The sequence below is a fragment of the Gallaecimonas kandeliae genome (genome assembly GCF_030450055.1).
In the GTDB taxonomy this organism is placed as follows: domain Bacteria; phylum Pseudomonadota; class Gammaproteobacteria; order Enterobacterales; family Gallaecimonadaceae; genus Gallaecimonas; species Gallaecimonas kandeliae.
Map to the genome: position 1 here is coordinate 373,478 of NZ_CP118480.1, position 16,464 is coordinate 389,941.

At 61.6% G+C, this 16,464-nt stretch carries 10 protein-coding genes and 1 rRNA gene; 7 read left to right on the plus strand and 4 right to left on the minus strand.

Annotation, left to right across the window (positions count from 1 at the left end; all coding sequences use genetic code 11):
• Positions 1 to 13: 13 nt before the first annotated feature.
• A 5S ribosomal RNA gene (rrf, locus tag PVT67_RS01760) occupies positions 14 to 128 on the plus strand.
• A 216-nt stretch (positions 129 to 344) separates the two neighbouring features.
• Here rrf and PVT67_RS01765 read toward each other — a convergent pair.
• Positions 345 to 533 (minus strand): hypothetical protein, encoded by a 189-nt coding sequence (locus tag PVT67_RS01765; protein ID WP_301497185.1) that lies wholly within the window; start codon positions 531 to 533, stop codon positions 345 to 347.
• An 883-nt stretch (positions 534 to 1,416) separates the two neighbouring features.
• Here PVT67_RS01765 and PVT67_RS01770 point away from each other — a divergent pair.
• Entirely contained in the window at positions 1,417 to 6,417 is a 5,001-nt protein-coding gene (locus PVT67_RS01770; RefSeq protein WP_301497187.1) for a S8 family serine peptidase, read from the plus strand.
• A 62-nt stretch (positions 6,418 to 6,479) separates the two neighbouring features.
• Here the strand turns inward: PVT67_RS01770 and PVT67_RS01775 are convergent, their stop codons facing one another.
• Positions 6,480 to 8,279, minus strand: coding sequence for a cation:proton antiporter (locus tag PVT67_RS01775; protein WP_301497189.1), 1,800 nt, complete (start codon positions 8,277 to 8,279; stop codon positions 6,480 to 6,482).
• A gap of 122 nt (positions 8,280 to 8,401) precedes the next feature.
• Here PVT67_RS01775 and PVT67_RS01780 point away from each other — a divergent pair, with 122 nt between their 5' ends.
• The 3 genes from PVT67_RS01780 to PVT67_RS01790 all read left to right on the plus strand — a co-directional run bounded on the left by PVT67_RS01780 (position 8,402) and on the right by PVT67_RS01790 (position 10,624).
• Positions 8,402 to 8,788, plus strand: coding sequence for an acyl-CoA thioesterase (locus PVT67_RS01780; protein ID WP_301497191.1), 387 nt, complete (start codon positions 8,402 to 8,404; stop codon positions 8,786 to 8,788).
• Between the two features lie 153 nt (positions 8,789 to 8,941).
• A complete protein-coding gene (locus PVT67_RS01785; RefSeq protein ID WP_301497193.1) occupies positions 8,942 to 9,607 on the plus strand; it encodes a putative porin in 666 nt (221 codons plus the stop codon).
• Between the two features lie 225 nt (positions 9,608 to 9,832).
• On the plus strand, positions 9,833 to 10,624 hold the full coding sequence (locus tag PVT67_RS01790; protein WP_301497196.1) for a putative porin: 792 nt from the start codon (positions 9,833 to 9,835) through the stop codon (positions 10,622 to 10,624).
• Between the two features lie 44 nt (positions 10,625 to 10,668).
• On the opposite strand, the gene PVT67_RS01795 is transcribed toward PVT67_RS01790, so the two are convergent.
• Positions 10,669 to 11,301 carry an energy transducer TonB gene (locus PVT67_RS01795; RefSeq protein WP_301497198.1) on the minus strand — a complete coding sequence of 211 codons (633 nt, stop codon included), beginning with the start codon at positions 11,299 to 11,301 and terminating at the stop codon, positions 10,669 to 10,671.
• Positions 11,302 to 11,397: 96 nt separating this feature from the next.
• Positions 11,398 to 14,214 (minus strand): excinuclease ABC subunit UvrA, encoded by a 2,817-nt coding sequence (gene uvrA / locus PVT67_RS01800; protein WP_301497200.1) that lies wholly within the window; start codon positions 14,212 to 14,214, stop codon positions 11,398 to 11,400.
• Between the two features lie 109 nt (positions 14,215 to 14,323).
• On the opposite strand from uvrA, the gene PVT67_RS01805 reads away from it, so the two are divergent.
• Both PVT67_RS01805 and ssb read left to right on the plus strand, forming a co-directional pair.
• Positions 14,324 to 15,691 (plus strand): MFS transporter, encoded by a 1,368-nt coding sequence (locus tag PVT67_RS01805; protein ID WP_301497202.1) that lies wholly within the window; start codon positions 14,324 to 14,326, stop codon positions 15,689 to 15,691.
• Between the two features lie 8 nt (positions 15,692 to 15,699).
• Entirely contained in the window at positions 15,700 to 16,374 is a 675-nt protein-coding gene (gene ssb, locus PVT67_RS01810; RefSeq protein WP_301497204.1) for a single-stranded DNA-binding protein, read from the plus strand.
• Positions 16,375 to 16,464 lie beyond the last annotated feature (90 nt).

The window sequence follows — 16,464 nt, forward strand, 5'->3', positions numbered from 1 at the left end:
TTAAATGAATTCGCCTGGCGGCAATAGCGCTGTGGAACCACCTGAACCCATTCCGAACTCAGAAGTGAAACGCAGCCGCGCCGATGGTAGTGTGGCATTCGCCATGTGAGAGTAGGTCACCGCCAGGCACCTAACACGAAACGCAAAACCCCCGACCGAAAGGCCGGGGGTTTTTGCATTTTGGGCTACGCCCGGCGGTGACCTACCCTCCCATCACGGCCACCGCGCTACGCGTGTGGCATGGCGGTTGGCCTCCCTGCCAACCGTCCTTCGGACCGTGCTGCCGCACGTCCAAGCGCCGGTTCCCGACGCGCTTGTCGCCATGTGATGCAGCTTCGACAAGCTCACATGGCGACATCAACAGCGCGGCCAACGGCCGCTTCAATACCATGTGAGAGGAGGGCGGAAAGCCGGTCGCGCAGCGAGAGGCAGTGCCGGTGGCACTGGCTCAGGCTGGCAGCGCGAAGGGCGAAGCCGGAGATAGCGGCATGAACGGCTTCATGCCGCCCGGCGTAGCGGACGGTGCTCTGCATCGTCCTGGACTTGCCCTGAGCTGGCCACCGCCAGGCTTCATTAGCAGCTCTGGCTCTTTGCTTTGGGGTCAATTTCCATAAGTCGGTCCCTCCTTGAAAACCATCCCTGGCCAGTCACCCGGCTCGGCCATCCTGGGCCTCGCGTTCGCCTGCGTGAAAGCCGCGCTTTCACTTCGAGGCTCACCCTTCGGACCGTGCTGGCGCACGTCCAAGCGCTTGCTCCTGCGCGCTTGTCGCCCTGTGTGGGGGACGCCGAGTCAGTTGGTCATGCTTTCCAAATCCAAGCGCTTATCCCTAAGCTGGCTTCCTTAGCGGCTTTTGCTCTGTTCCAGAGCAGCAACTTGAATCAATAGCCACCCCTTTAAAGACCGACCTGGTCATCCCCAGCTGTTCGCTCGTACGGCTGAATACACCTCGTTGGACCTTCTTTTTAAGCCTTTTCCAAGTTCGAAGCGCAATAGGCTGCATCAGCCTAACCCTACAAATTCATACATCCGCGTCGACCCGCACTTTCAAAAATGCTAGTCCATGCAAGCACATACATAATGCTACGCCCCGAGCGTTGCTGAATTGTTCTGTTGGTATTTCTCTGTTGTTGCGTTTTGTTGGGGCTGTGAGAGCCCTTATCTGACGTCTCGAAAGTCATAACAATCCCCCCCTTCCACTGAGCCCATGAGAGGCAGTTACCAACAGGAGAAGGGGATGGGGTGAAATGGAGAATTACCACATGAAAAGAAGTGCTCCGAGGGTCGCCTTCAAGAAAAGCATTATCGCTTCTCTTGCCGCGGCCTATGTCGGTTCAGCCGGCCTTGCTGCCGCAGCCAGTGCGCCAAGAGACGGTGGTTTCCACGTTCCGCAATTCGATAGGGCAGAGATCGCCGCTTTGACCCAAGCGCACCAGGCCCAGGAAAGTGGCGATCTGGCCCCCCGCAGCGCCATCGGCAAACTGAACAACCTTTCCTACAACAGCTCTGTTTCCAAGGTCTTCCAGCCGGAAAAAGGCGTCACGGGCATTCAGTCCTACATAGTGCAGTTGGTCGACCAGCCGATAGCCGCTTATGAAGGAGGAGTGAAAGGCTTTTCCGCCACTGCCGCTCCCCAGCTCCACTCGATGATGGTCCGCGGCCGGGTAGATGCCCAGTCAACCAATGCTCAGGCTTACAAGAGTTACCTGCTGGACAAGCAGCAGAGCTTCATGAGCAAGGCGCAGTCTGTCGGTATCCAAGCCAAGCTCAAGCGGCAGTTTTCCCTGGCCAGCAACAGCATGGTTGTTGAAATGACCCAGGACGACGCCATCAAGATGGCGAAGCAGGCCGGCGTCAAACGCATTACACCCAACCGCATACTGCATGTGCAGACGGATAGGGGCCCAGAGTTTATCCACGCCGATAAGCTCTGGGATGGCACTACCTCTCCTGATGGTGTGAGCGTCCAGGGCGAGGGGATGCTGGTCGGCATCATCGATACTGGTATCAATACCGAACACCCTGCTTTTGCTGACGATGGTTCCTACGCGGCGACCAACCCCTTTGGTGCCGACCACTTTATTGGGGACTGTGAGGAAGATGCCAGCCTCTGTAACAACAAGCTGGTAGGCCTTCGCCACTATGCCGAGATCACTGACACCTATACCCAGATGGGGTACAGCAATCGCCGCCCCGCCAACGCGGTCGACCATAATGGCCATGGCTCCCACACGGCAAGCACCGTAGCGGGTAACTACCTTACCGACACGCCTCTGCAAACCAGTGATGGTTCAGCAACCAGCCACGGTATCGATCTACCTTTCCAGTTCCCGCACACCAGCGGTGTGGCACCCAAGGCGCATATCATTGCCTACCAGGTCTGCTTGCCCGGAAAAGGCGGCGCCGATCAGTTCGTGGGTTGTCCTGAATCCGCCATCTTGTCGGCTTTCGAGGACGCCATCAACGACGGTGTGGATGCCATCAACTTCTCCATAGGCGGTGGCGAGTCCTTCCCTTGGGACGACCCCATGGAGCTGGCGTTCCTGGCGGCCCGCAAGGCCGGTATTTCGGTTGCCGCCGCGGCCGGAAACTCCGGGCCAAGCTTTTTCACAGCCGACCACAGCTCTCCCTGGGTGACCACCGTCGGTGCCAGCACCCATGACCGTGTGATGAGCGTAGGTGACAAGACCATAGATGCCTTTGAAGGCGATGCGCCTTCTTACCGTATCCCCTCTACTCCCATCAATGGCAAAGGCTATGGGGACGGCGTCAGTGGTGAGTTCGTACTGGCCGAAGACTATCCAGACCCCAATCCCTCAGACGGCTACACTGTGGCTTCCTGCAACGCGCCTTTCCCTGCCGGTACCTTTACCGCTGACCAGGTGGTTATCTGCGAGCGGGGCGATATAGCCCGTGTCGACAAGGCGAAGAACGTCGCAGCCGGTGGCGCCGGTGGCTTGGTGCTGCAGAATCTGAACTACAGTGACGCCCTGGTGGCGGACAACTTCGTCATCCCCGGCATCAACGTGGCTTCTTCTGCCCGTTACACACTGCGTAACTGGGTGAAGTACAGCGCCAAGGGTACTGCCCGCGCCACCATTTCTGCCTCCAGTAACACCTACGAGTTCGATGCCAGCAAAGGCAACATGCTGGCCAGCTTCAGCTCCATGGGACCAAGCCGTTATATCAGTTCCCTGGTGCCTGACCTGACCGCTCCCGGTGTTGACATCTACGCGGCCAACTCCATCGACCAGCCCTTTACCAACTACCCGTCAGCCTCCGATTGGACCTTCATGAGCGGCACCTCGATGGCGACCCCCCATGTCACTGGCGCCATGACCTTGCTGATGGAATTGCACAAGGATTGGACGCCGGCCGAGATCCAGTCCGCACTGATGATGACGGCTGAGCCGGTCAAGGTTCAGGTGTCCGGCCAAGTCGTTGAAACGCCCTATAACATCATGGCTGGTGCCGGCGCCATCAATGTGGAGTCGGCCGCCAAGGCCGGCTTGGTCATGGATGAGACCTACGAGAACTACGTCGATGCCAACCCCCATAACGGTGGTGATGAGACCTGGCTGAACACCGCCTCCATGGTCCAGATGCGCTGCCAAAGCAGTTGTACCTGGATGCGCACCGTCACCGCCACCCAAGACGGTGTCTGGAACGCCGAAGGGGTGGGCAAGGAAGAGGGCGTGGAAATCACCGTTACCCCGAGCCATTTCACGCTGAAGAAGGGGGAGAGCCAGGCGTTGATGGTTACGGCTCAATTGCCGAGCATCAACCAGTACAAGGTCGACCCCTCCGAGACGGGTGCTCCTTGGTCCGTGGATCAAAACAACGGCGCGCTCTTCAACGGTCAGGTCAAACTGACCGAAGTCAACGGTAAGGCGCCGGATGCCCACCTGCCCGTCGTGGCCGTCCAGATCCAAGACCAGATGCCGGTCTCCCTTGATCTGGATGTGCACCGCAACCAGGGCCACGAAACCATCCGCGTCAACACCGACGCCTACAGCCAGTTCAGGCCCCGTTATTATGGCCTGGTCAAACCCACGACCTATGATGTGGAGCTGCCACACACGTCAGTGTTCTTGAATCCTACCAGGGTGAAGAATGACTGGGACCAGCAGGTGATCGAAGTACCCGAAGGCACCAAACGCCTGATGGTGAAGGTGCTCTCTTCCGAGAAGACCAGCACTCTGGACAACCCCAACCCCCGTTACTGGAAAGCGATCCCCTGGCTGATGCTGGGCCGCGACAAGAACGGCAATGGCGGCTTCATCTCTGAAGGGGCGACGCAGCAGGAGATGATGAGCGAGTATTGGGACGAGATGGTCTGCCAGTCCCTGAGCGGCGCCGAGGAGAACCTCTGCTCCATCGTCGATCCGACCCCTGGCACCTACTACATCTCCACCCTCTATACCGGCGGTGAAACGGGTGTGCGGGCCAAGGTGGGCTACGCCATCATCAAAGACGGTGACGATGAAGGAAACCTCAGCATCGACGCCCCTGCGAGCCACGATGGTAATGGTGACTACAATATCAGCCTGAACTGGCAACTGCCGGAAGCCACCAAGGATGGCGACCTGCTGTTTGGCGGCTTTGACGCGGGCTCGGCGCCGGGCGCCGAAGGCGACATGGGCTTTACCTCGGTCAACATCAACCGTGGGGTGGATGACGTGTCCTGGACCGTCAGCCAGGACAAGGCCAAGGTCATGGACGTCATCAAGGTCAATCTCAAGCTCCAACCCAATCTGGAGACCGATGACCGCAGCTATGACTGGAACCTGACCCTGCCCGAGGGGATGCGCCTGGCACCGGCGACCATCACTTCCAACAACGAAGAGGTGGCGGCGGCTATCGTGGCTGACGAGCATGGCTTGCATATCAGCGGCACCCAGCTCAGCACCCGCGGGGTCCAGCGTGACTACATCATGACCACCAACCTGACAGACAAGCAGTGCCATACGCCACTGATCGATGACAAGTCCACCGGTGGCTACATCGACCTGCACGGCGAGTTTGGCCTGCAGCCGATGGAAGGCTGGTTCGTGGGTAATTACCGCAACTACTTCGACGTGCCCATCGAGTACCTCTTCTACAAGGCAGGTGCCGAGTTCAAGATGTACAACCAAGACAATGGTGGTTTCCTGAGGATGTACCCCGTTGGGGCCTTTAGGTTCAACACCGGCTACTGGCTGATGAACGCCCATCGTGGACCTGGCTTTTTGGATGAAGCCCTGTCTCCCTTCTGGCGTGGCACCTTTGAAGCCAAGTACCGTCGTGATCCTTCTGAGCCCTGGGGCCTGACCATCGCCGACCAGTATGCCGCCGAGCGTCCTGACCTGGGTGACCTGGCCTTCATGGAGTTTGACAACATCACCGACTCAAGCACCGGTGACGAGTACGACTTCGAGATGATCCTGCGCAGTGGTATCGACTTCCACAAGAACATGCCGGAAATCATCTACGCCTATGACAACCTGGGAGCCAACCTGGCCAAGGGCGCTGTCTTTGTCGAAGGCTTCGACTCTCCCTACTCCAGTAACGCCGGCCCCAAAGGCGGTAACCTCCACGAGGTGCTGGGCTTTGACAACCTGGATGAAAAACTGAAGAACGACCTGGTCGTGTGCTTCGACTACGACGGCCCCGAGAAGAGCGAGGTGAATATCTCCTTCCTGGCCGCCGTCCAGCCGGAAGCCATCGGTAAGGATCTGGACATCAGTTTTGAACACGCCCTCCAGGGCCAGGACACTGTCACAGAGCACCACACCCTGACCGTCAACAGCAACATCAAGGTGGCGGCTCTGCAGGATATGACGGTGGCTGAAGACGGTCGCCTGGACGGCATCAATGTCGCCTATGTCGATGTCGACAAGGTGCCCGACAGCATCGAAGTCAGTGGTGAGCATGTCACTGCCGAAGTGGAGGGTGACAGCTTCAACCTGATCCCCGATGCCGACTTCAACGGTGAAACCGAAGTGACGGTGACGGTACGCGACACGGCCAATGCCGGTGATGCAGCCAACACCAGCTTCATGCTGTCTGTGACCCCGGTCGAGGATGCCCCAGTGGCCTCCCTGACGGCCTCCGCCACCAGCATCACCGAAGGCGACAGCCTGACCCTGGACGCCTCCGGCTCCATGGATGTGGACGGCGACGCCCTGACCTACAGCTGGGCCGGCGACAACGCCAGCGGTACCGGCAGCAGCATCACTGTCGAAGGCCTGAGCGCTGGCGAGCATGAGTTCACCCTGACCGTCTCCGACGGCCAGCTGAGCAGCAGCGCCAATGTCACAGTGACGGTAAATGCCGCGCCGACTGAGACCCAGTCCAGTGATAACGGTGGCGGTGGTTCAATGGGCCTGTTTGGCTTGCTTGGCCTTGCCGCCCTGGCTGGACGCCGCAGGCGCCACTGAGCCTCAGTCCATCTCTCGGTAAGCAAAAGGCCTTCTTCGGAAGGCCTTTTTAATGGTCATCGTCAGCCGGCCGCGTCCTTTTCCTGGGGGGGCAGCAGGGCGATGATGGTCTCGTCCACGTCCGGCTTCTGGTCACCGTTGACAATGGGGTTGAGAAGGCCTTTCTTGTCGACGATGAACAGGGGCAGCGCTTCTTTCTGCAGCTCCTGGTAGGCAGACCAGTCGAAGGCCTCCTTGAGCTTGGTGCCTTTTATCTGCCAGCCCTGGGTCAAGAGGCTGTTGAGCTTGGTGAAGGTGCAATCCTCGGAAAAGAGGATCTGCCGGGCCCTGAAGGCGGCGCTTTCCTGGTTGGCAAAACCCTTGCCTTGGGACGAACGGATGGAGAACACCTTGGCGGCACTGAACAGGTCGGCAAAGTGGGCTATGGCGTTGGCATTCTGGTGGCGGTTGGGGGACAAGGCGTAGACCTGGCGGATGGATGAGAGATCCAGCACCGCTTCCGCCTGCTCCGATTGCGGGTTGCCGTAATAGACATCCAACCCTTCCATGCGGGCCAGGCGGTAGTTTTCCCAGACAGGGTCGGCCAGCAGCACCGGCAAGTCGGCCTTCTTCAATGCCAGGGCCATGGCCCTGGCCAGGCTGTTGGCGCCGATGATCAGCACCCCTTTGGGCTTGTCCCGCACCACCCCCAAGAGGTGGGCCACCGGCCTGGCCGTCAGGCTTTGCAGCACGACAGTGGCGATGATGACGGCAAAGGACAAGGAGACCAGTTTGTCGGCATCCGCCACCCCTGCCTGTTGCAGGCGCAGGGCGAACAGGGAGCTGACCGCTGCCGCCACTATGCCGCGGGGGGCTATCCAGGAGAGGAAGGTCCTGTCCCGCCAAGTGAGCTTGCGGGTGAAGGAGGAGATAAGCACCCCCAGGGGCCTGGCCACCAGCTGCACCACCAGCAGCAGGGCCAGCAGCGGCCAACCCAGGGCCAGCAGGCCATGCACATCCACCCTGGCCGCCAGCAGGATGAAGAGCGCCGAGATCAATATGACGGAGAGGTCTTCCTTGAATTCTATGATGTCGTCGATATCCAGGGCTTCTTTGTTGGCCAGGTACATGCCCAGCACCGTCACCGTCAGCAGGCCGGACTCGTGCTGCAACTGCTCGGAGAGGGCGTAGGCCACCAGCACCGCCGCCAGCACCCCTATCTTGCGCAGGTAAAGGGGCAGCCAGCCTTTCTTGAGGGCATTGGCCACAGCCACCCCGGCCCCCAGGCCCAGCACGCCGCCCAGCAATATGGTTTTGCAAAGCAGCCAGAGGCTGTGGGCCGCCAGGCCGTGGGAGGCCTGGCTACTGACCAGTTCATACATCAGCACCGCGAAGATGGCTCCCAGGGGATCGATGATGATGCCTTCCCAGCGCAGTATCCGGTCCAGCTCCAAGCGAGGCTTGATGGTGCGCAGCAGCGGGGCCACCACCGTCGGCCCCGTCACCACCATGACGGCGCCAAACAGCAGGGATACTTCCAGGGAGATCCCCAGCAGCCAGTGGCAGGCGGCGGCCAGCACCGCGAAGGTGGCCAGCATTCCCAGGGTGACCAGGTTGCGCACTACATTGACCAGGCCGTGGATCTCATGGAAGCGCAGGGTCAGGGCACCTTCGAAGAGGATGATGGCCACGGAAATGGATACCAGCGGGAAGAGCACCTCGCCCAGCAATTGGTCCGGGTTGAGGATGCCGGTGCCGGGCCCCAACAGCAGGCCAGCCAGCAGCAGGAAGAGGATGGCGGGGAGTTTCAGGCGCCAGGCCAGCCACTGGGCGGCAAGGGAGATGGCAGCGATCATCGAGAGCGCCAGTGCGAGGTCCTTCATGCGATTGGCTCTTGCGGGGTACTGGCAAATCCTAGGACATCACCCCAGGCAGGGAAAGGCTTAATGACCGGCGACCCGGGTTCGGCTTATGCTGTGCGGGACTTTGCCGTTAGGAAGACAAGATGTTTGAAATGACGCTGATGCCCCGGTTCCAGGAAACCGATGCTCTGGGCCACATCAACAATACGGTGCCGGCCGTCTGGTTCGAGCAGGCCAGGGATCCGATATTCCGCTTCTTCACCCCGGACCTGGACATCAAGAACTGGCATCTGATAGTGGCGGGCTACCAGATCCAGTTCAAGGCGGAGCTGCTCTACGGGGCAGAGGTCAGCATCAGCACCCAGGTGTCCCATATCGGCAACAGCTCCTTCCGACTGCTGCAGCGTGCTTACCAGAACGGCCAGCTCTGCGTCGAAGGGGAGACCACCCTGGTGCATTTCGACCACCAGGCCAAGAAGTCGGTCCCTTTGCCGGGCAGCATCAGGAGTAGCTTGGAACAGCATCTGTGAATGTGCTCTGTTCCGGGAAGTAAAGCGCCGCTAGGATGCCGGCGCTTTTTATTTAGCGAAATGGAGTTCTACGTGAAAAAAGCAGTTGTATCCCTGGCCGTCCTGGCCGCTCTCTCAGCCCCTTCCTTTGCCGCCGGCAGCTTCTAACAGGAGGTGAAAGCCGGTTACAGCGACCATACCAAGCTGGACCAGGCCGACGTTTGGGATCTGGGCTACCGCTACTACCTGGACAGCCAGAGCAACGCGCAACACCCTTACGACCTGATCCCCTTCCTGAACCATGCCTCCTGGGTCGAAGGTGCTTATGACAACCACAACCTGGGCGACGCATACCAACTGGGCGGCCGCTTCGTCACCCAAAGTGATTGGGTGCTGGAAGCCAGTTACAGCTACCTGGATCCTGACCATGGTGCCAGCGACGATGCCTGGAGTATCGGCCTGGGCAAATACCTGGCCCAGGGTACCTTGCTGCGCTTCAACTATGGCAACAACGGTGACGCTGACAGCTATAGGCTGGGTCTGGAACACCTGCTGCCCGTGGCCGGCAGTGAAGGCCTGCTGCTGAAGGCCAGCGTCACCAATGTCGACCCCGACTACGGCGACAATGTCTGGGTTTACGATCTTGGTGGCGACTACTTCTTCGATCGCAGCTGGTCTGTCGGTGCCGACCTCAACTGGAACGACCAATCCGACGATTTTGGCTGGGGACTGAGCAGCTCCTACTGGTTCAACGACCAGGCCAACGTCAAGCTGAGCTATGGCGATGCGGAAAACAGCCCCGGTTATGCCTGGCGCATCCAAGGCTCACTGCGCTTCTAAGCCGGGCTCGGGATGATATGAAGGCGCCGCTCGGCGCCTTTTTTGTTTGCCTGCCGTTAAGCCTGACCTGAAGTGGGAAGGGTCTTGTTTTGCCGGGGTTCAGCCTTGTTAAGGCTTTGATTTTTATCTGAAGGTTGGCTAAATCAGGACGCGGGATCCGTTGTGGGGCAGGGCTTGGCGGCTTTATGGTGGCGGCGCTGCTTTGCAACACAAAAGGAGTGCAGTATGAAAACCATGCTTTTCCCCCTCTCTTTGTCCGCCCTGATGTTGGCCGCCCCTTCTTTCGCCGACAGCTACCAGACGGAAGTGTCCGCCGGTTACAGTGACCACTCCACCTTCGACAACGCCGATGTCTGGGGCCTGGGTGTGCGCCAATACCTGACCCCCGTTTCCACCGACAATGGCCCCTTCGAGCTGAACGGCTTCCTGAGCCACGCCAGCTACCTGGAGGCCGGTGCCAGCTTCAACGACAACGTCGACACCCTGGGCCTGGGTGGCCGCTTCATCGCCACAGGCGACTGGGTGCTGGGTGCCAGCTACCAGAACATCGACCCGGACCAAGGCAAGAGCGCCGATCTGTACCGCATCGAGGCCGGCCGTTATCTGAACGACAGCACCCTGCTGACCGGCTACTACAGCCGCCTGGACTGGGGTAACTTCGACGCCGACACCCTGGGTGCCCGCGTCGAGCATTACCTGCCGCTGGCCGGCCAGACCGGCCTGCACCTCCAGGGCGACATCAGCAACACCGATGCCGACCAGGGCGACGACGTCTTCGTGCTGGCGGCCAGCGGCGATTACTTCTTCAACCGCCAGTTGTCAGCCGGCCTGGGCGTGACCCTGGTGGACAGCGACAACGAAGCGCTGGCCTACGGCCTGAACGATGTCAGCGCCAATACCTACAGCGCCAATGCCAGCTACTGGTTCAACCCCCGTGCCAACGTCAAGATGGACGTCAGCAAGACCGAAGGGGTGACCGGCATGGGCTGGGGTATCAAGGGCAGTTACCGCTTCTAACTTACTGCTCGCGAAAGAAAAAAAGGCGCCTATCGGCGCCTTTTTCATGCCTTCTTGTCGAGCTTGAAGGCCAGCACCACTTCCTGGTCCGGCTGCGCTATGGCCTTGCCGTCCACCACCTTGGGTTGGTAGCGCCATTTGCGCAGGGCGTCCACGGCGGCCTTGTCGAAGAGGCGCTTGGGTTCCGCGTCCAGCACCTGGACCTGATCCACTGTGCCGGCGGCGGTGACGGTGAAGCGCAGCTTGACCCAGCCCTCCTTGCCGTCACGGGCGGCCTCTATGGGGTAACGGGGGTCCATCCGCACCAGGGGCGTGGCCTCCTGGCCTTGGCCGCCCATCCCGCCCGGCGCCGTCATCTCAAGCTTGCCGCCCATGGGGTTGAACTGCCCAACTACGGGGCCGGTGCCCGAAGGAGGTGCCTGGGTGGTGGCGGGAGCGGTCGGCTGCACGCTTTCCACGGCCGGCATCTTGGTGGCCTTGGGCTGAGGTTCGGGTTTGGGGTCCTGGGGCGGCTTGGCGCGCTCGGGAGGGGGGAGGCTGACCGGGGTCAGGTCGGGGGACGTCTGGCTGGCCGCGTCCGGCGGTGGCGCCGGGGATTTGGCCAATTGGGACATGAAATAGAGACAACCCAGGGTCACCACTATCGCCAACAGCACAGCACCGAAGAATCTGCTCATAGCGCCTCCATTGCAGTCAAGATTCTTATTCAGGAAGCGTTATTTCGGCAAAAGTGTCAAGGGGTTATGAAAAGGGGCGCCTCGGCGCCCCTTTGCTCACAACAAGGGTTTGAGGAAGCGGGCCGTGTGTGAGCCCGGGTGTTCCGCCACCTGCTCGGGGGTGCCGGTGGTGAGGATCTGGCCGCCGCCGCTGCCCCCTTCCGGGCCCAGGTCCACTATCCAGTCGGCGGTCTTGATCACGTCCAGGTTGTGCTCGATGACCACTATGGTGTTGCCGTGATCGCGCAGGCGGTGCAGCACGTCCAGCAGCAGTTGGATGTCGGCGAAGTGCAGCCCTGTGGTGGGCTCGTCGAGGATGTAGAGGGTCTGGCCGGTGTCGCGCTTGGACAGCTCCCGGGCCAGCTTCACCCGCTGGGCTTCGCCGCCCGACAGGGTGGTGGCGCTCTGGCCAAGGCGGATGTAGGACAGGCCCACATCCATCAGGGTTTGCAGCTTGCGGGCCACGGCCGGTATGGGGTCGAAGAAGTCGCGGGCCTCTTCGATGGTCATTTCCAGCACCTGGTGGATGTTCTTGCCCTTGTAGGTGACCTCCAGGGTCTCGCGGTTGTAGCGCTTGCCCTTGCAGAGGTCGCAGGGCACGTAGACGTCGGGCAGGAAGTGCATCTCCACCTTGATGACGCCGTCCCCCTGGCAGGCCTCGCAGCGGCCGCCGCGGACGTTGAAGCTGAAGCGGCCCGGCTGGTAGCCGCGGGCGCGGGCTTCCTGGGTGCCGGCGAACAGCTCCCGCACCGGGGTAAAGATGCCGGTGTAGGTGGCCGGGTTGGAACGGGGGGTGCGGCCTATGGGACTCTGGTCGATGTCCACCACCTTGTCGCATTGCTCCAGGCCAAGCAGCTCCTTAAAGGGCGCCGGCTCTTCGCCGGCGGCGCCGTTGAGTTTCTGGTGGGCCAGGCGGAACAGGGTGTCGTTGATGAGGGTGGACTTGCCGGAGCCGGACACCCCTGTGACGCAGGTGAAGAGCCCAACCGGGATCTGCAGGTCGACGCCCTTGAGGTTGTTGCCGGTGGCGCCCTTGAGTTCGATCCAGCCCTTCTCCGGGGCCTGGCGTAGCTCGGGTACCGCTATCTTCTTGCGGCCAGACAGGTACTGGCCGGTCAGTGAGTGCTCATTATTGGCCACTTCTTCCGGGGTGCCGGCGGCGATGATCTCGCCGCCATGGACGCCGGCCCCCGGGCCTATGTCGATGACATGGTCGGCGGCGCGGATGGCGTCCTCGTCGTGCTCCACCACCAGCACCGTATTGCCGAGATCCCGCAGGTGGATGAGGGTGTGCAGCAGCCGCTCGTTGTCGCGCTGGTGCAGGCCTATGCTGGGTTCGTCCAGCACGTACATGACCCCCACCAGGCCGGCGCCGATCTGGGAGGCCAGGCGGATGCGCTGGGCCTCGCCGCCGGAGAGGGTGTCGGCGCTGCGGGACAAACTGAGGTAGTTGAGGCCGACGTTGACCAGGAAGTTGAGGCGGTCGCGGATCTCCTTGAGGATCTTGTCGGCGATCTGGGCCCGCTGGCCTTCCAGTTCCAAGCCCTCGAAGAAGTCCAGGCACTCGCCGATGCTGAGCTCGGCCACCGCCGGCAGGTTGCGGCTGGCCACGAACACGTGCCGGGCTTCCTGGCGCAGCCGGGTGCCCTTACAGCTGGGGCAGGCCTGGTTGGCCAGGTACTTGGCCAGCTCTTCGCGCACCGTGTTGGAGTCGGTCTCCTTGTAGCGGCGCTCCATGTTGGGGATCACCCCTTCGAAGGGGTGCTTGCGGATGACGATGTCGCCGCGGTCGTTGACGTACTTGAAGGCCACTTCCTGCTTGCCTGAGCCGTAGAGGACTATGTCCTTGGCCTTGCGGGGCAGGCTGTCGAAGGGCTGGTCCAGGGCGAACTCGAACTGTTCGGCCAGGGACTTGAGCATCTGGTAGTAGTAGAAGTTGCGCTTGTCCCAGCCGCGGATGGCGCCGCCGGACAGGGAGATCTCGCCGTTTACCACCACCCGGGATTCGTCGAAAAACTGCTGTACCCCCAGGCCGTCACAGCTGGGGCAGGCGCCGGCCGGGTTGTTGAAGGAGAAGAGCCTGGGCTCCAGCTCGGTCATGGAATAGCCGCAGTGGGGGCAGGCGAAGTTGGCGGAGAACACCAGGTCGACGCTGTCGTCGTCCATGCTGGTGACCTTGGCCGTGCCGCCGGACAGGGCCAGGGCCGTCTCGAAGCTTTCGGCCAGGCGCTGCTGCAGGTCGGGGCGCACCTTGAAGCGGTCCACCACCACCTCGATGTTGTGCTTCTTGTGCAGCTCCAGGGCCGGCGGATCGGACAGGTCGCAGACCTCACCGTCGATGACGGCGCGGATATAACCCTGGGCCGCCAGGTTGGCCAGCAGCTTGGCATGCTCGCCCTTGCGATCCTTGATCACCGGCGCCAGCAGCATCAGCTTGCTGTCTTCGGGTTCGGCCAAGACCCTGTCCACCATCTGGCTGATGGTCTGGGCGGCCAGGGGCACGTCGTGGGTGGGGCAGCGGGGCTCGCCGACCCGGGCGAACAGCAGGCGCAGGTAGTCGTGGATCTCGGTGATGGTGCCGACGGTGGATCTGGGGTTGTGAGAGGTAGACTTCTGCTCGATGGAGATGGCCGGCGACAAGCCTTCGATGTGGTCCACGTCCGGCTTCTCCATCAAGGAGAGGAACTGGCGGGCGTAGGCTGAGAGGGACTCCACGTAGCGGCGCTGGCCCTCGGCATAGAGGGTGTCGAACGCCAGGGACGACTTGCCGGAGCCGGACAGGCCCGTGATGACGATGAGCTTGTCCCTGGGGATATCCAGGCTGATGTTCTTGAGGTTATGGGTACGGGCGCCGCGTACCGAGATCTTGTCCATAGAGTCCTGCTTCCACCACTCAGATTAAGCGCTCAAGTATCGCACAGCCGTCCGCATTGCCCAATGGCTGTGCTATGATGCCCGCTCAGCCAGCCACAGTTTCAGAGTCATGTCGCAATCAGGTCTTACGCGCACCGAACTGCGTGCCGCCTTCTCACTGGCATCGGTCTTCTCCCTGCGAATGCTGGGACTCTTCATGATACTGCCGGTATTCGCCCTCTACGGCCAACATCTCCAGGGTTACTCCCCGCTCTGGGTCGGCATCGCCATCGGCGCCTACGGCCTGACCCAGGCGGTGTTGCAGATCCCCATGGGCATGGCCTCCGACCGCTTCGGGCGGCGCAAGATCATCGTCCTGGGCCTGCTGATGTTCAGTGCCGGCTCGGCGGTGGCCGCCCTGGCCCACCATATCCTCTGGGTGGTGGCCGGCCGTGCCCTGCAGGGGGCCGGCGCCATCGCCTCGGCGGTGCTGGCCATGGCCGCCGACTTGAGCCGCGACGAGCAGCGCCCCAAGGTGATGGCCATTATCGGCGTCTCCATCGGCCTGTCCTTCGCCCTGGCCATGGTGGTAGGGCCGGTGCTGGCGGCCCAGTGGGGGCTGTCCGGCCTCTTCTGGCTGACCGCCGTCCTGGCCCTGTGCGGCATACTGGTGGTCAAGTTCGCGGTACCGCAGGTGGTGCACAAGGCGCCCAAGGGCGACACCTTGCCGGCGCCTCAGCGCCTGGGCAAGATGCTCAAGGATCCCCAGCTGATCCGCCTGGATCTCGGCATCTTCCTGCTGCATTTCCTGCTCACAGCCACTTTCGTGATCATGCCGGCCATGCTGGTGAACGCCGGCCTGCCGTCCGACAAGCACTGGGAACTCTACTTCCCCATAGTGGTGGTGGCCTTCTTCGGCATGGTGCCGATGATCATCATCGCCGAGAAGAAGCACATGAGCCGGCAGATGGTGCAGATAGCGCTGGTGGTGATGCTCGGCAGCCTGGCCGCCACCTGGTACCTGCAGCACTGGCTCTGGGGCCTGATCGCGGCGCTGCTGCTGTTCTTCATCGCCTTCAACTACCTGGAGGCGACATTGCCGGCACTGATCGCCCGCATAGCCCCGGCTGGCGACAAGGGCAGCGCCATGGGGATCTATTCCTCCAGCCAGTTCCTGGGCGCCTTTTTTGGTGGCAGCCTGGCCGGCGCCATGGCACAGTATGCGGATAAGGAAGGCGTGCTGATCATGTCCGCCATGCTGGTGCTGTTGTGGCTCTGGATGAGCCGTGGCATGCGCCATCCCAGCAACCTCAAGTCGGTCAGCCTCAGTGCCCCCTATATGGCGGGGCGTGAAGAGCAACTGGCGGCAGGCCTGTCGGCGCTGCCGGGGGTGCTGGAAGTCAACCTGATGGCCAAAGAGTCGGCCATTTACCTGAAAGTGAACACTCAAGAGTTTGAATTAGCCAAGGCCAGAGCATTGCTGGCCGAGGCCGGTTAGGAGCAGAGATGGCCAGTCGAGGCATTAACAAAGTCATTATCGTCGGCAACCTGGGCGGTGACCCGGAAGTGCGTTACATGCCCAACGGCAATGCCGTCGCCAACTTCACCGTTGCTACCAGCGAAAGCTGGAAAGACAAGCAGACCGGCGAGCAGAAAGAGCTCACCGAGTGGCACCGCATGGTGATCTACGGCCGCCTGGCCGAGATCGCCGGCGAGTACCTGCGCAAGGGCTCCAAGGTCTATCTGGAAGGCAGCCTGCGCACCCGCAAATGGCAGGGGCAGGACGGCCAGGACAAGTACACCACCGAGATCATCGTCAGCGAGATGCAGATGCTCGACAGCCGTGGCAGTGGCCAAGGCGGCCAGGGCGGCGGCTTCGGCGGTGGTGCCCAGGGTGGCCAAGGTGGTTTCGCTCCCCAGGGCGGCCAGCAAGGCGGCTTCGGTGGCGGCCAGCAGCAACAGCAGGGTGGCTTCCAGAAGCCCGCCCAACAGCAAGCCCAGGGTGGCTTCGGTGGCGGCGCCCAAGGTGCCCAGCAGGGCGGCTTCGGCGGCCAGCAGCAAGGCAACTTCGCTGGCAACAGGCCGGCCGCCCAGGGCAACTTCAACGCGCCCAAGCCCCAACAAGGGGGTTACGGTGCCGACGAGCCGCCCATGGATTTCGACGACGACATCCCGTTCTAAAGAAAGAAAAAGCTGCCTCAGGGCAGCTTTTTTTTCGCCAGTGGCGCCGGCCCACCATGACCTTGGCCGCAAAAGCAGGTTTTTCTTAAG

Coding starts and splice junctions, on each gene's coding strand:
- PVT67_RS01795 (WP_301497198.1), bottom strand. CDS start 11,301: ATGAGCAGATTCTTCGGTGCTGTGCTGTTGGCGATAGTGGTGACCCTG.
- PVT67_RS01805 (WP_301497202.1), top strand. CDS start 14,324: ATGTCGCAATCAGGTCTTACGCGCACCGAACTGCGTGCCGCCTTCTCA.
- PVT67_RS01780 (WP_301497191.1), top strand. CDS start 8,402: ATGTTTGAAATGACGCTGATGCCCCGGTTCCAGGAAACCGATGCTCTG.
- ssb (WP_301497204.1), top strand. CDS start 15,700: ATGGCCAGTCGAGGCATTAACAAAGTCATTATCGTCGGCAACCTGGGC.
- PVT67_RS01765 (WP_301497185.1), bottom strand. CDS start 533: ATGCAGAGCACCGTCCGCTACGCCGGGCGGCATGAAGCCGTTCATGCC.
- PVT67_RS01775 (WP_301497189.1), bottom strand. CDS start 8,279: ATGAAGGACCTCGCACTGGCGCTCTCGATGATCGCTGCCATCTCCCTT.
- uvrA (WP_301497200.1), bottom strand. CDS start 14,214: ATGGACAAGATCTCGGTACGCGGCGCCCGTACCCATAACCTCAAGAAC.
- PVT67_RS01790 (WP_301497196.1), top strand. CDS start 9,833: ATGAAAACCATGCTTTTCCCCCTCTCTTTGTCCGCCCTGATGTTGGCC.